Consider the following 12,984-nt stretch of genomic DNA (forward strand, 5'->3'; position numbering starts at 1 on the left):
ATTGATGATCAACACGGTTGTTACCGTTTTACTATATTTATTGCAGCTAAAAAAGCTGTACTAGCACTTATTTTGTTTTATGAAGAGGGATTTTATATATGACGAAACCAATCAAAGATCCGTTCAAGGAAAATTTTGATACGCTTGAAGAATTCGCTGATCGCATTAGCGAAGTATTGAACTGTCCTATTACCATTGAAGATGCTAATCATCGCTTATTAGCTTATAGCACCCATGACGAAAGAACGGACCAGGCGCGTATTGCCACGATTATTGGAAGAAGAGTTCCGGAAAAAGTCATCAACAACTTATGGAAAGAAGGCATTATTCCTAAACTGCTTGAGACAAATGAACCTGTGCGTGTGAAAAATATAAATGAAATTGGGCTTGGAGATCGTATAGCTATTTCCATCTGGAAAAATGAAGAAGTTCTAGGATTCATTTGGGCTGTTGAAATTGAGAAAGCCTTAGGCGACGAAGAAGTAGAGCTATTAAAAAAAGCTGCAAATGTATTAAAAAATAAATTGCTACAGCTTCAAATTCGAAAGTATAAACGAGAGGAACGTTCACAGGAATTTTTCTGGAAATTATTAACTGGCCACATTAAGTCTCGCCAAGAAATTTCAGAAGCGTTTTATGAAGCTCAAATTACAGCTCCATCAACGTTTTCCATTGCTATCTTTCGCTTCCAAGAAGATATTACACCTGAAGCTGAACGCCAAATCTCGTATATGTTAAAAACAATGCACCGCTTGAAAATCGTTCTTTATACGATTGATTGCAATGACTTGATCTTACTGCTTTCTTTAGATGCGGTTGAAAACCCTCTTGATGAACAGCGAGATTTTGTAGACTATTTTAGAGGCAACATGTATGAACGCTTTGATGTTACTCAAATTAAAGCCAGCTGCAGCAGTATTTATTCATCGCACGATCATATCGAAAAAAGTTATAAAGAAGCCTTGAACGTATTAGATATGAAAAGTAAGTTTCCAGAAGAAACGAAAGAGATTATTAACTATCAGGAATTAGGTATTTATCAATTTCTTGATGTTATTTTAGAAAAGCGCGTGCAAGATCAATTTGAAAACCATTCTTTAAAGAAGCTAACTGATTACGATCTTCGTCATAATAGTAACTTGGTGGAGACTCTCGAAGTATTTTTAAATAATGATAATAATATTAACGAAGCAGCAAAAGAATTAAATGTGCATATGAATACACTTAGCTATCGATTAAAGCGAATTTCAGAGATTGGTGATATTAACTTAAAGGACGTTAATCAAAAAATGACTCTTTATATTGATATTAAGTTAACGAAATACAAAAGATAACAACTAACGTTACATCTTTTAACAAAGAGCTATTTATTTATTTTCCAATAAATAAATAGCTCTTTGTTTATATTTTATTCCCCTATCAATGTTAGATATCCTTACACAAAAATTAAAAATTCTGATAAGTAAGCGGTTACATTTGTGTGTTTAAACAAAAACCGCTTCTTCAATTCTTCTTTCTAGACAAAGAAATTTCATAAAACTTTCTTTATACTAAAGGTACACAAACGACCAAGGGGGAAATTAATCATGATTATTGGCGTACCAAAAGAAATCAAAAACAACGAAAACCGAGTAGCGATTACACCAGCAGGCGTAGCATCATTTGTTGGTACAGGTCATCGTGTATTAATTGAAAATGAAGCGGGTATTGGAAGTAACTTCACAAACGAAGATTATGTAAAAGCCGGAGCTGAAATTGTTGAGACAGCAGCTGACGTTTGGGCACAAGCTGAAATGGTTATGAAAGTAAAAGAACCATTAGCAAGTGAATACGGCTATTTTAGACCAGGTCTTATTTTATTCACATACCTTCACTTAGCAGCTGAACCAGCACTTGCAAAGGCATTAAAAGATAGCGGCGTAACAGCCATTGCTTATGAAACAGTAGCAGTAAATCGTACATTGCCTCTATTAACACCTATGAGTGAAGTAGCAGGACGTATGGCTGCTCAAATCGGTGCACAATTCCTTCAAAAATCAAACGGTGGAAAAGGAATTTTATTAGCGGGTGTTCCTGGAGTTAGCCGCGGAAAAGTAACGATTATTGGAGGCGGCGGTGTTGGTACAAATGCTGCAAAAATCGCAATTGGCCTTGGTGCTGATGTAACAATTATTGATTTAAGTCCTGAACGCCTACGTCAATTAGACGATATCTTTGGTAACCAAATCAATACGTTAGTATCAAATCCATATAACATTGCAGATGCAGTAGCAGAGTCAGATTTAGTGATTGGCGCAGTATTAATTCCAGGTGCAAAAGCTCCAAAACTAGTAACAGAAGAAATGGTGAAAACAATGAAGCCAGGTTCTGTGATTGTTGACGTAGCAATCGACCAAGGTGGTATCGTTGAAACAATCGACCACATTACAACACACGATCAGCCTACTTATGAAAAGCACGGTGTTGTACACTATGCAGTTGCGAACATGCCGGGAGCAGTTCCACGCACATCAACGATTGCTTTAACAAACGTAACGGTACCTTACGCACTTCAAATTGCTTCTAAAGGTGTTCACAAAGCAATCGCTCAAAACGAAGCGTTAAAATTAGGAGTGAACGTTGCAAACGGAGCTATTACGTATGAAGCAGTTGCACATGATTTAGGTTACGATTATGTATCAGTAGACGTAGCTCTTGAAAAAGAATTAGCTTCTATCTAATAAATAATAAAAAACGTCCTTAACCTTCTGTTAAGGGCGTTTTTATTTTGAATGAACAGCAATTAACTGTAAAAACCACGACTATTTAAAGTTTTGTGTATCTTTACTTTTCATTTGACGCATGCTTTACAGGCAGTCGTCATAATTCTAAATTCCACGAAGGATTCATACAGTTTTTAGAAATTGAATATCTACATTAAAAGCGATAAAATAGAAGGAAAAGTGAATGGAAGAAAGTTATCTAAAACACATTGGGCAGCTAAAGACCGACCGGTGGAAGTTTTACTCTATTTTCTCTATGAACTTAAAATACGGGAGGATTTTTTATGACAATGAATAAAGCATTAACCATTGCGGGTTCTGACAGCAGCGGCGGAGCTGGCATTCAAGCGGATTTAAAAACATTCCAAGAACTTGGTGTTTACGGAATGACAGCTTTAACAACAATTGTAACAATGGATCCCGATAACGGCTGGTCTCATAACGTATTTCCACAAGAAGTTTCAACTGTTGAACAGCAGCTGAAAACAATCGTAAAAGGCGTAGGCGTACAAGCTCTAAAAACGGGTATGCTTGGCTCAGTGGAAATTATTGAACTAGCCGCAAAAACAATTGAAGAATACGATTTAAAAAATGTTGTAGTAGATCCTGTGATGGTATGTAAAGGAGAAGACGAAGCGCTTCACCCGGAAACAACTGTCAGCTTGCGCGATGTACTAGTTCCAAAAGCAACAGTCGTAACGCCTAACTTATTTGAAGCTAGTCAATTAAGCGGACTTGGCCCTATCAAAACGGTTGATCAAATGAAAGAAGCAGCCGTGAAAATTTCTGAACTTGGTGCTGAATATGTATTGATTAAAGGTGGAAGTAAATTAGCGCATGAAAAAGCAATCGATTTGCTTTATGATGGAAAGACATTTGAGATCTTAGAGTCTGAACGTATTGAAACGACATTTACACACGGTGCTGGATGCACATACTCAGCTGCGATTGCTGCTGAATTGGCAAAAGGCAGTGGCGTCAAACAAGCTATTTATACAGCAAAAGAATTTATTACAGAAGCAATTCGCCATTCATTTGCTTTAAATCAATATGTCGGACCAACAAATCACGGTGCATACCGTCGTACAAAAGAAAAAGTAACAAACTAAAAGCATGCCTTTAGGCATGCTTTTCTATTTTGCTTATTGTTTGACTGTTTCAAGCGCATTTAAAATAGCCTGAGCTACGCCGTGCTCGTCATTTGTCCCTGTTACGATATGGGCAAACTCTTTAATTTCTTGAGGGGCATTCCCCATCGCTACGGCACGTCCAACTCGCTGAAACATCGACACGTCGTTATAATTGTCTCCAATGGCCATCGTTTCTTCTAAAGAAATATGGCGTTCTTGAACAAATGATGTAACTGCAATTCCTTTTTGAGCATTTTCATCATTTATTTCAATATTTTCTTTACCAGATGCACTGACTGCAATAGAATCTAACTTCACAAGTTCTATTTTTGCCTGTTCTAACTTTTCTTCGTCAAAAGAGAAAGCAAGCAGCTTATAAATGTCCTTGTTTGGATCTTGAAACAATGCTTCATACTCTTCAATAAGTTTCACTCTGCCGCTATTGAAACGCTCTTTTGCCGCTTCTAACGATTTTTCATAATTATCTTTTAAGCTGGCGCTTAAATAAATATCCATTAATACCGACAAAGCTTTTTCATAGTCATTTGAATACGTACCTTCACTTGTATAGACTTCAAAGTACAGCTGAAACTTCTTAAAAATATCCTCTACTTCGCGAATAGATTCCATCGTCATGCCTACTGAATATTGTTTTTGCCCTTGTGGATTCCGAAGCTCTGCTCCGTTTGCACAAATTAAATATGTATGAAGTCCTGCTTCTTCTAAAACATAACGTGCCTCTTCATAAGAACGTCCCGTAGCAACAACAACTTCTACCCCTGCCTTTTGAGCTGTCTTAATCGCTTGGGCATTTTCTTTACTTACAACTTGTTCACTATTTACTAACGTTCCATCCATATCGATCGCAATACATTTAATCATGATGTACCCCTTCCTATGTATCTTTGCTCTCTTATTTTATTCTAGCACATGTTTTTTTGCGCTTTGCTACTTGCATGTAAAAGATTTACTAATTTTTTGTATACGCGCTGTTATAATCTGTTCCTTTTCTTGCTTTTTCGAAAACCTCTTTGATTGTCTTTAAATGCAAATCAGCTGTTGAATGTACATGTAAATTTACGTCCTCTGCTCTTAGGTGCTTACCAACACCAATAGAAACCATATCAGTTTGGTTAATAGCTTTGATACCAGCCTCTCCATCTTCTATCGCCACACATGCATCGGGTTTTACTTTTAATTGATCGGCAGCTGTCAAAAATATTTCTGGATTTGGTTTACCTTTTTTTATTTTTTTCACATCCACAATACAGTCAAAAAAAGAGCGTACTCCTAGCGTATCCACTACAGTATTTGCATTTGAACTAGAAGAAGCAATCCCCATTTTAATGCCTTGTTTTTTACAATCTTCTAACAACATTTTAATGCCTGGAAGTAAATGATCTTCTGTCATTTCTCTTATTAAAGCCTGATAATGCTTATTCTTTTCATAAGCAAGCTCTTCTTTTTTCTCCACTGTCAGACGTACATTTCCTTGCGCAGCAATGAGCTCTACAGTTCTCATCCGGCTGACTCCCTGCAGCTGTTGATTTAGTTCTTCAGAAAACGAAACGTTAAGTTGATCTGCTACTTTTTTATTTGCTTTATAATATAGATGCACCGTATCTGCAATAACACCGTCTAAATCAAAGATAATTGCTCGTAATCTTGCTTTTGTCATATTATCCTCCTCTACACTTGTCTTTATGCCATTATCTACACGCTTTTGTTACATTCCATCATGTTGAAATAACATTGATATTGTTCACTTTATCATAAAAATTTTTTCACCATTTAAAATTCATGAATAAATTTTTCAAAAAAGAGAAATTACAGTATTGCATTATGAAAGCCCTTTTATTACAATAGGTTTATGCAAACGGTTGCACTGTCTTGAAAATATAGTTTATCAAAAAATAAAATGAAAACCCATACATAGGGGAAGGGGAAAAACTATGAAGAAGTTCTTTTCATTTGATTTTTGGCAGAAGTTTGGTAAGGCTTTATTAGTAGTAGTAGCGGTTATGCCCGCAGCTGGTATTATGATTTCACTTGGAAAACTAGTTGCAATGACTGGGGGAGACATCACTGCTGTACAAACAATCGCACGAGTGATGGAAGATATAGGATGGGGTATTATTACAAATCTTCACATCTTGTTCGCTGTTGCCATCGGGGGATCTTGGGCAAAAGAACGTGCTGGCGGTGCATTTGCTGCACTCATTGCATTTGTTCTTATTAATCGAATTACAGGAGCCATTTTTGGAGTTAAAGCAGAAATGCTCTCAGATTCAAAAGCAACGGTTCAATCACTGTTTGGACAAGAATTAGTTGTAAAAGATTACTTCACATCTATTTTAGGATCTCCCGCTCTTAACATGGGAGTATTCGTAGGAATTATCGCCGGTTTCTTAGGCGCAAATTTATTCAACAAATATTACAATTATGATAAATTGCCTGAAGCCCTTTCGTTTTTTAACGGCAAGCGCTTCGTACCATTTGTGGTCATCGGTGGTTCAGTTGTAACGGCACTGCTTTTATCCATTGTGTGGCCGTTCATCCAAGGTTCGCTAAACAGCTTCGGACAGTGGATTGCAACATCTAGAGATACAGCTCCTATTCTGGCACCATTTATTTTCGGAGCATTAGAGCGTCTCCTTCTTCCGTTTGGTCTTCATCATATGCTGACAGTTCCTATGAACTATACGGAGCTAGGCGGTACGTACAAAATTTTAACGGGTTCTGGAGCAGGTTCCACTGTTGCCGGTCAAGATCCTTTGTGGCTTGCTTGGATTGCAGACTTAAATAACTTCCGCGCTGCAGGAGATATGGACAGCTACAAGCAGCTCTTACATGACGTTACACCTGCACGATTTAAAGTAGGACAGATGATTTTATCTTGTGCGTCATTAATTGGAATCGCTTTAGCAATGTATCGCAACGTAGATCCTGACAAACGTTCGAAATATCGTTCAATGTTCTTTTCAGCTGGACTAGCTGTTTTCTTAACAGGCGTAACAGAACCGATTGAATTTATGTTCATGTTCGCGGCACCTCTTCTATACGTCGTATACGCCATTATGACGGGACTGGCTTTTGCCATTGTTGATATTGTTCATGTTCGCGTACACTCATTTGGCGTAATTGAACTATTAACACGTACACCAATGATTATCAAAGCCGGACTATGGGCTGACTTAATGAACTTTGTCATCGCCTGCCTTGTATTCTTTGGCTTAAATTTTGGAGTGGCAAACTTCTTAATCAAACGTTTTAACTTCCCAACGCCGGGACGTAACGGAAACTATATCGATGAAGAAACAACTGCAACAAGCAGCAAGCAGGTGAAAAATGATTCGCTTGCCCCAGTCATTATTGGACTGCTTGGTGGAGAAAACAATATTGAAGACGTTGATGCTTGTATGACTCGCTTACGTGTAACGGTAAAAGATATACATGCCGTTGCAGGAGAAAGTGAATGGAAACAAAACGGAGCCCTTGGTTTAATCTTGAAAGATAAAGGGGTACAAGCTATTTATGGACCTAAAGCGGATGTTTTGAAATCCGACATTCAAGATTTGTTAGGAGCTTAACATAATGAAGCTATTAACGTTAAATTGCCACTCTTGGCAAGAGGAAAATCAGCTAGACAAGTTATCTTGTCTAGCTGAAGTAATTAAAAAAGAAAAATATGATGTCATTGCTTTACAGGAAGTAAGCCAAAAAATAGACGCACCTTATGTATATGACTACATTCGCAGCGATAATTACGCTTGGCTTTTAGCAAAAGAACTGGGTAAGCAAGGTGAAGACTATCAATTGGTATGGGATTTATCTCATATAGGCTATGAAGTGTATGAAGAAGGAATTGCCATTTTAACGAAACACCCGATTATTGAAGAGCATTCATTTTTTGTTTCGCAAACGTCAAATATTGACTATTGGAAAACGAGAAGAATTGTTGGAGCAACAATCGAATATGAAAAAGAACTCCTTACTTTTTATTCTTGTCATCTTGGCTGGTGGGATGACGAGGAAGAGCCATTCAAGCAGCAAGTTGATACGCTGCTAGCTCATGTACACAAAGATAACCCATTTTTCTTACTTGGAGACTTTAATAATGACGCTCATAGACAAAATGAAGGTTACGACTACCTGATGAGCCAAGGCCTCTATGATACGTATACTCTATCAAATAAAAAAGACAGCGGTATTACAGTTCAAGGTAATATTGCTGGATGGGATGATAATGAACGTGCGCTGCGCCTTGATCTAATTCTGTCGAGTCATGCGCAGGATATTCAGTCGTCAACTGTGGTTTTTAACGGCATACATTATCCCGTTGTTTCCGACCATTTTGGGGTAAGCGTTGAAGTGAAATAAGTGACATAAAGCGAACGAATAGCGTTCGCTTTTTTCGTGTGATTATGATGATGTGAAAATCATCTTCTTTACTGCTTTATCTATCGTTTTAGAAGTGTCCGATAAACTTTCGCATTTTAAAAAGTAGGTGTGCTATAATATTGTGATGTTGACGATATGCAACCCATTTTTGCATGTTTATCAATGAAATCGCTCAACTTAATAGTAAGATGATACATGTAAGCTCTATTTAAATGAACACCCGTTGTCATTATCATAAACTAATAAAGAAAAATAGGTGTGAAACAATCATGAAAATTTTGTTGATTTCAAATATGTATCCTTCTGAACAATTCCCAAGCTATGGTGTATTTGTTCAAAACACTGAAAAAATTTTAGTTCAACATGATATTCAAGTTGATAAAATTGTCATGCAAAAAAAGACAAGCAAATTGAGCAAGCTTTTTAGCTATGCTTCTCATTATGCTAATGTCATTGTGACGGGCTTAACAAAAAACTACGACTATCTTTACGTACATTATGCATCTCATAATGCTCTTCCGCTGCTGATTCTCAAAAAGCTAAAGAAGAATGTGAAGATTGTGACAAACGTGCATGGTTCAGATGTTGTACCTGAAGTAGCTTCACAGGAAAAATATCAGCCTAGAGTAAATGACTTATTGCACCATTCCACTAAAATTATTACTCCTTCTCCCTACTATAAAGGGCTCGTTGAAGAGAAATATAAGGTGCATAACCCAATCTATATTTTTCCAAGCGGAGGAGTGAATAAAGATCTGTTCCATCCTTATGCAGATAAAAGCAAAGCTTATGAAGAACTAAATTTGGACCCTAATATCCGTTATATTGGATGTGTAAGCCGCATTGATGTGGGTAAAGGATGGGAATACTACCTTCAAGCAATTGCAAAAGCTGAACAACAAACGCCCACTTCTTACAAATACCTATACGTTGGAAGCGGAAAAGACGAAGCTGCATTTAAGGAAATGATCCAGACTCTAGGTCTAGAGGAAAAAGTCATCCATTTCCCTCTGCTTCCTCAGTCCTCTCTTGCTTACGTATACAATGCGATTGAAGCATTCGTGTTTCCGACCGTAAGAAAAGGAGAAAGTTTGGGCTTAGTCGGCCTCGAAGCTATGGCTTGCGGAGCACCCGTAATTGGGAGTCAGATTGGTGGTCTAAAAGATTACATTATAGACGGAAAGAATGGTCTATTCTTTGAGCCTAAAAATGTAGACGAACTAGCTTCACAGCTACAGGCTTTTATTAATCTTCCTGAAGATGTGAAACAGCAAATGTCTCAACAGGCGTTACAAACAGCAAACCGCTACACAGTAGATGTAATTGCTGAACAGCTCCCAACAATTTTTTTTGATGAGGTGGAAAAATGAAAGTCGCAGTTTTAATTCCTTGTTATAACGAGGAAGTAACAATTGGAAAAGTAATTGACGATTTCAAACGCGAACTGCCTAGTGCAGATATTTATGTATACGACAACAATTCAAAAGATCGTACAAGTGAAATTGCACTTGAACACGGCGCAATCGTCAAAAAAGAATTCAAGCAAGGAAAAGGAAACGTTGTACGCTCAATGTTCCAAGAAATTGATGCAGATTGCTATGTCATGGTAGATGGGGATGATACGTATCCTGCAGAATTTGTTCATCAGTTAATTGAGCCTATCAGAAATCGAGAAGCTAACATGGTCATTGGAGATCGTTTATCAAACGGAACGTATCTCGAAGAAAACAAACGTGCTTTCCATAATTTTGGTAACAACTTAGTACGTTCTTTAATTAACGGCCTGTACAAAAGTAACATTAAAGATATCATGACAGGTTATCGTGCGTACGATAAATTATTTGTAAAATCAATTCCTGTGATGAGCCCGGGATTTGAGATTGAAACAGAAATGAGTCTTCACGCGTTAGATAAACGATTCCGCCTAAAAGAAATCGCGATCGATTATCGCGATCGACCTGAAGGCAGCGAATCGAAACTTAATACGTTCTCTGATGGATTTAAAGTGTTACGAATGATTTTTACGTTATTTAAAGAGTACAAGCCGCTTCAGTTCTTCTCTATTTGGACAGTGTTGTTTATTGTCGCAGGATTAGCTGTTGGTGCTCCTGTACTTTATGAATTTTTTGATACAGGCTTTATTACCAAAGTACCTTCATCTATCTTAGCAACTGGATTGATGGTGTTAGGTGTTTTATCTTTCGTCTGTGGATTAATTCTAGATACAATCGCTTCATTAAATCGCAAGCAATATGAATTAGAACTAAATAAAAAAATTGAACAGATTGAACAAGTAGGAGAATAACAATGATGAAGAATAAAAAAAGTATTTTACTGCTTACAGTAACAGCTTTAATTATTCTTATCGGTTTAAGTATTGGTAATCCAGACGGTGTTCACTATCTTTCCCTTTTTGCTGCACTTGTATTTACCATCATAAGCTCTATTTTTATTTATAAAAATAGAGCTTATGCTTCATTTAAACCGCTAGAATGGCTATTGCTGATTGTTTTTTCGTTTATCGTACAGTTTTCACTTTTAGATAACTTACATATGACGAGCTCAACTATTTTTTCACTCGTTTTGTATGCCATCAGCCGTACTTTATTAGCAATGCTGCTGACGGCCGCTGTACTCAGCGCTATCAAACAGATAAACGATTTTCACTATACATTTGCACACCCAAAGCGTTACCTAGGAATTGTTACGATTCTTATTTTAGCTGTTAGTCTATATTACTGGTTCGCCTTTTTCCCAGCGGCCATGACTCCCGATTCATTAGCACAGTGGAGACAGGCACATAACGGAGAATTTAACGATTGGCACCCTATTATGATTACGTGGCTCATTATGCTGCTGACAAAAATATGGGATAATCCAGGCATTGTAGCGTTCACACAAATTGTTGTTGTAGTGAGCATATACGCCTATACGTTTGACTTTTTCATTAAACGCAAAGCACATCCTGTTATGATTGGACTTTTAACAGCTATTATTGTCATTATTCCAAGCTTTTTAATCTTTTCAATTATTATTTGGAAAGACATTTTATACAGTGCTTTTCTGCTGTTTTTTACGGTGAACATTGCAAAAATTTATCTGTCCAAAGGTACTTGGGTTAAAAGTAAAGCGAGCTTTTTCTTACTTTTACTTTCGGCATTTGGAGTAGCTTTCTTTAGACATAATGGTTTTCCTGTATTTGTTTTGACTTTCCTTTTAATGATCGTCTTGTTCAGAAAAAATTGGAAACCTCTTGTCACGATTTTCTTAGTCGTCTTTATTTTACAAAAGATTGTTACAGGCCCTGTGTTCACGTGGCTTGATGTAAAACCTTCAGATCCAAATGAAGCTTTGTCTATTCCAACTCAACAAATTGCAAACATCATTTCAAATGATGGGGAGATGTCAAAAGAAGAGCGCGAATATTTTAATAAAGTGCTTCCTATTGAATTGTGGAAAGAAAAGTATAATCCATACAAAAGTGATCCAATTAAATTCACGTGGAAATACTATGACCGCGAATTTATTTTTAATGATTTAGGTCTTTACTTTAAGAACTATGCTAGCATTGTCATCAAAAATCCTTATCTAGCAACGGAAGGCTTTCTCAAACAAACGGCTTTAGTATGGCAAATCAACCCTTTTAAAGATGGCTACACGGATACGTATGTAACCAACATTTATTACGGCAATGATTTAGGTCTTAAAAATAAAGTAATCGAGCCGTTTATTACACATACTGCTAATGCTTACTTAGCTATTTTTAAGCACCCTGTTTTTACATTCTTATGGAAACCAGCTTTTTATCACTGTGTCATTTTATTATTTTCATTAATGCTAGTGATTCGAAGAGGAATTACGTCACTCATTATCGTCATTCCGTGGGCTCTTAACACGCTTTCTGTTCTTGCAGCATTGCCGGCTCAAGATTTCCGATATTTATTAGCAAGCGTATTTGTGTCTTTCTTCTTTATTGGTCTTCCTTTTATCCGATTTGATCAGAAAGAAAAGGATGTGACCTCCTGATGGAGAGCAATTACAACAAAAAGCTAGGAATCACACTCATTATTGTGGCTTCCCTGTTTACAGCTGTTGGACAACTTTTTTGGAAGTTGTCCGAAGCTTCATTTAACTTAAATTTAATTATTGGTTTTTTTCTTTATGGATTAGGAGCGGTGTTTATGATTGCCGCTTTTAAATTTGAAAGAGTTTCCTTGCTTCATCCATTTTTAAGCCTAGGGTACGTCATCAGCATTGCTCTTGGTTTCTTTCTATTAAATGAAACCATTAGCCCTATGAAGCTGGTCGGTACTCTTATTATTATCGTAGGTGTAATTTTAGTAGGTGGCCAAGATGAATAGTATCCCACTTTTAATTATTATGACCCTTTTAGGTTCAGTTGGAGCTGTCTTTTTCAAGTATATTTCTACGTATTTAAACGAAAAAAAGATAAAACTAGCGCTTATTTGCTTTGTAGGCGGCGGCCTTTTTTACGGGGCGGCAGCTCTGCTTAATGTGTATGTTTTAACGCTGTTACCTTATTCTATTGTATTTCCGCTTACGTCTATTACGTATATTTGGACATTAACATTCGGTTACTTTTTAATTAAAGAAAAAGTTACAACAAAACAAGTTATCGGCTGTATTCTTCTAATTGTCGGATGCTTTTTTATTGCTAATAGTTGATGAGA

Annotated in this window: 12 protein-coding genes; 10 read left to right on the forward strand and 2 right to left on the reverse strand. The window is 36.9% G+C overall.

What is annotated here, in order from left to right; genetic code table 11:
* Positions 1-98: 98 nt before the first annotated feature.
* From ACO1DI_RS10760 to pdxK, 3 genes are all read left to right on the forward strand, one after another.
* Positions 99-1,334 carry a PucR family transcriptional regulator gene (locus ACO1DI_RS10760; protein ID WP_014457722.1) on the forward strand — a complete coding sequence of 412 codons (1,236 nt, stop codon included), beginning with the start codon at positions 99-101 and terminating at the stop codon, positions 1,332-1,334.
* Between the two features lie 252 nt (positions 1,335-1,586).
* Positions 1,587-2,720, forward strand: coding sequence for an alanine dehydrogenase (gene ald / locus ACO1DI_RS10765; protein WP_013059863.1), 1,134 nt, complete (start codon positions 1,587-1,589; stop codon positions 2,718-2,720).
* A gap of 326 nt (positions 2,721-3,046) precedes the next feature.
* Positions 3,047-3,871, forward strand: a complete 825-nt coding sequence (pdxK, locus tag ACO1DI_RS10770; RefSeq protein WP_243550089.1) for a pyridoxine/pyridoxal/pyridoxamine kinase — start codon at positions 3,047-3,049, stop codon at positions 3,869-3,871.
* Between the two features lie 33 nt (positions 3,872-3,904).
* Here the strand turns inward: pdxK and ACO1DI_RS10775 are convergent, their stop codons facing one another.
* On the reverse strand, positions 3,905-4,774 hold the full coding sequence (locus ACO1DI_RS10775; protein ID WP_371906264.1) for a Cof-type HAD-IIB family hydrolase: 870 nt from the start codon (positions 4,772-4,774) through the stop codon (positions 3,905-3,907).
* Between the two features lie 88 nt (positions 4,775-4,862).
* Positions 4,863-5,570, reverse strand: coding sequence for a beta-phosphoglucomutase (gene pgmB, locus ACO1DI_RS10780; protein WP_371906265.1), 708 nt, complete (start codon positions 5,568-5,570; stop codon positions 4,863-4,865).
* 274 nt (positions 5,571-5,844) lie between these two features.
* Between pgmB and ACO1DI_RS10785 the strand changes: the two genes are divergently transcribed.
* From ACO1DI_RS10785 to ACO1DI_RS10815, 7 genes are all read left to right on the forward strand, one after another.
* On the forward strand, positions 5,845-7,482 hold the full coding sequence (locus ACO1DI_RS10785; protein ID WP_074681872.1) for a PTS transporter subunit IIBC: 1,638 nt from the start codon (positions 5,845-5,847) through the stop codon (positions 7,480-7,482).
* A 4-nt stretch (positions 7,483-7,486) separates the two neighbouring features.
* A complete protein-coding gene (locus ACO1DI_RS10790; RefSeq protein ID WP_014457716.1) occupies positions 7,487-8,272 on the forward strand; it encodes an endonuclease/exonuclease/phosphatase family protein in 786 nt (261 codons plus the stop codon).
* Between the two features lie 290 nt (positions 8,273-8,562).
* The gene (locus tag ACO1DI_RS10795; protein WP_406866602.1) at positions 8,563-9,663 is read left to right on the forward strand and encodes a glycosyltransferase family 4 protein; all 1,101 of its coding nucleotides are present in this window, start codon (positions 8,563-8,565) and stop codon (positions 9,661-9,663) included.
* Positions 9,660-10,598 (forward strand): glycosyltransferase family 2 protein, encoded by a 939-nt coding sequence (locus ACO1DI_RS10800; protein WP_013059871.1) that lies wholly within the window; start codon positions 9,660-9,662, stop codon positions 10,596-10,598. The genes ACO1DI_RS10795 and ACO1DI_RS10800 overlap by 4 nt, the downstream gene beginning before the upstream one ends.
* A gap of 5 nt (positions 10,599-10,603) precedes the next feature.
* A complete protein-coding gene (locus ACO1DI_RS10805) occupies positions 10,604-12,319 on the forward strand; it encodes a DUF6020 family protein (protein ID WP_423145228.1) in 1,716 nt (571 codons plus the stop codon).
* On the forward strand, positions 12,319-12,654 hold the full coding sequence (locus ACO1DI_RS10810) for an EamA family transporter (protein WP_013059873.1): 336 nt from the start codon (positions 12,319-12,321) through the stop codon (positions 12,652-12,654). The genes ACO1DI_RS10805 and ACO1DI_RS10810 overlap by 1 nt, the downstream gene beginning before the upstream one ends.
* Positions 12,647-12,979 carry an EamA family transporter gene (locus ACO1DI_RS10815; RefSeq protein ID WP_014457712.1) on the forward strand — a complete coding sequence of 111 codons (333 nt, stop codon included), beginning with the start codon at positions 12,647-12,649 and terminating at the stop codon, positions 12,977-12,979. The genes ACO1DI_RS10810 and ACO1DI_RS10815 overlap by 8 nt, the downstream gene beginning before the upstream one ends.
* The last annotated feature ends 5 nt before the right edge of the window (positions 12,980-12,984 follow it).

It is taken from the genome of Priestia sp. 40, assembly GCF_049368575.1.
GTDB classification, from domain to species: Bacteria; Bacillota; Bacilli; order Bacillales; family Bacillaceae_H; genus Priestia; species Priestia zanthoxyli.

Excerpts from the sequence above, each read along its gene's own strand:
- ACO1DI_RS10795 (WP_406866602.1), top strand. The coding sequence starts at position 8,563 with ATGAAAATTTTGTTGATTTCAAATATGTATCCTTCTGAACAATTCCCA.
- ACO1DI_RS10775 (WP_371906264.1), bottom strand. The coding sequence starts at position 4,774 with ATGATTAAATGTATTGCGATCGATATGGATGGAACGTTAGTAAATAGT.
- ald (WP_013059863.1), top strand. The coding sequence starts at position 1,587 with ATGATTATTGGCGTACCAAAAGAAATCAAAAACAACGAAAACCGAGTA.
- ACO1DI_RS10805 (WP_423145228.1), top strand. The coding sequence starts at position 10,604 with ATGAAGAATAAAAAAAGTATTTTACTGCTTACAGTAACAGCTTTAATT.
- pdxK (WP_243550089.1), top strand. The coding sequence starts at position 3,047 with ATGACAATGAATAAAGCATTAACCATTGCGGGTTCTGACAGCAGCGGC.
- ACO1DI_RS10760 (WP_014457722.1), top strand. The coding sequence starts at position 99 with ATGACGAAACCAATCAAAGATCCGTTCAAGGAAAATTTTGATACGCTT.
- ACO1DI_RS10790 (WP_014457716.1), top strand. The coding sequence starts at position 7,487 with ATGAAGCTATTAACGTTAAATTGCCACTCTTGGCAAGAGGAAAATCAG.
- ACO1DI_RS10785 (WP_074681872.1), top strand. The coding sequence starts at position 5,845 with ATGAAGAAGTTCTTTTCATTTGATTTTTGGCAGAAGTTTGGTAAGGCT.
- pgmB (WP_371906265.1), bottom strand. The coding sequence starts at position 5,570 with ATGACAAAAGCAAGATTACGAGCAATTATCTTTGATTTAGACGGTGTT.
- ACO1DI_RS10810 (WP_013059873.1), top strand. The coding sequence starts at position 12,319 with ATGGAGAGCAATTACAACAAAAAGCTAGGAATCACACTCATTATTGTG.
- ACO1DI_RS10815 (WP_014457712.1), top strand. The coding sequence starts at position 12,647 with ATGAATAGTATCCCACTTTTAATTATTATGACCCTTTTAGGTTCAGTT.
- ACO1DI_RS10800 (WP_013059871.1), top strand. The coding sequence starts at position 9,660 with ATGAAAGTCGCAGTTTTAATTCCTTGTTATAACGAGGAAGTAACAATT.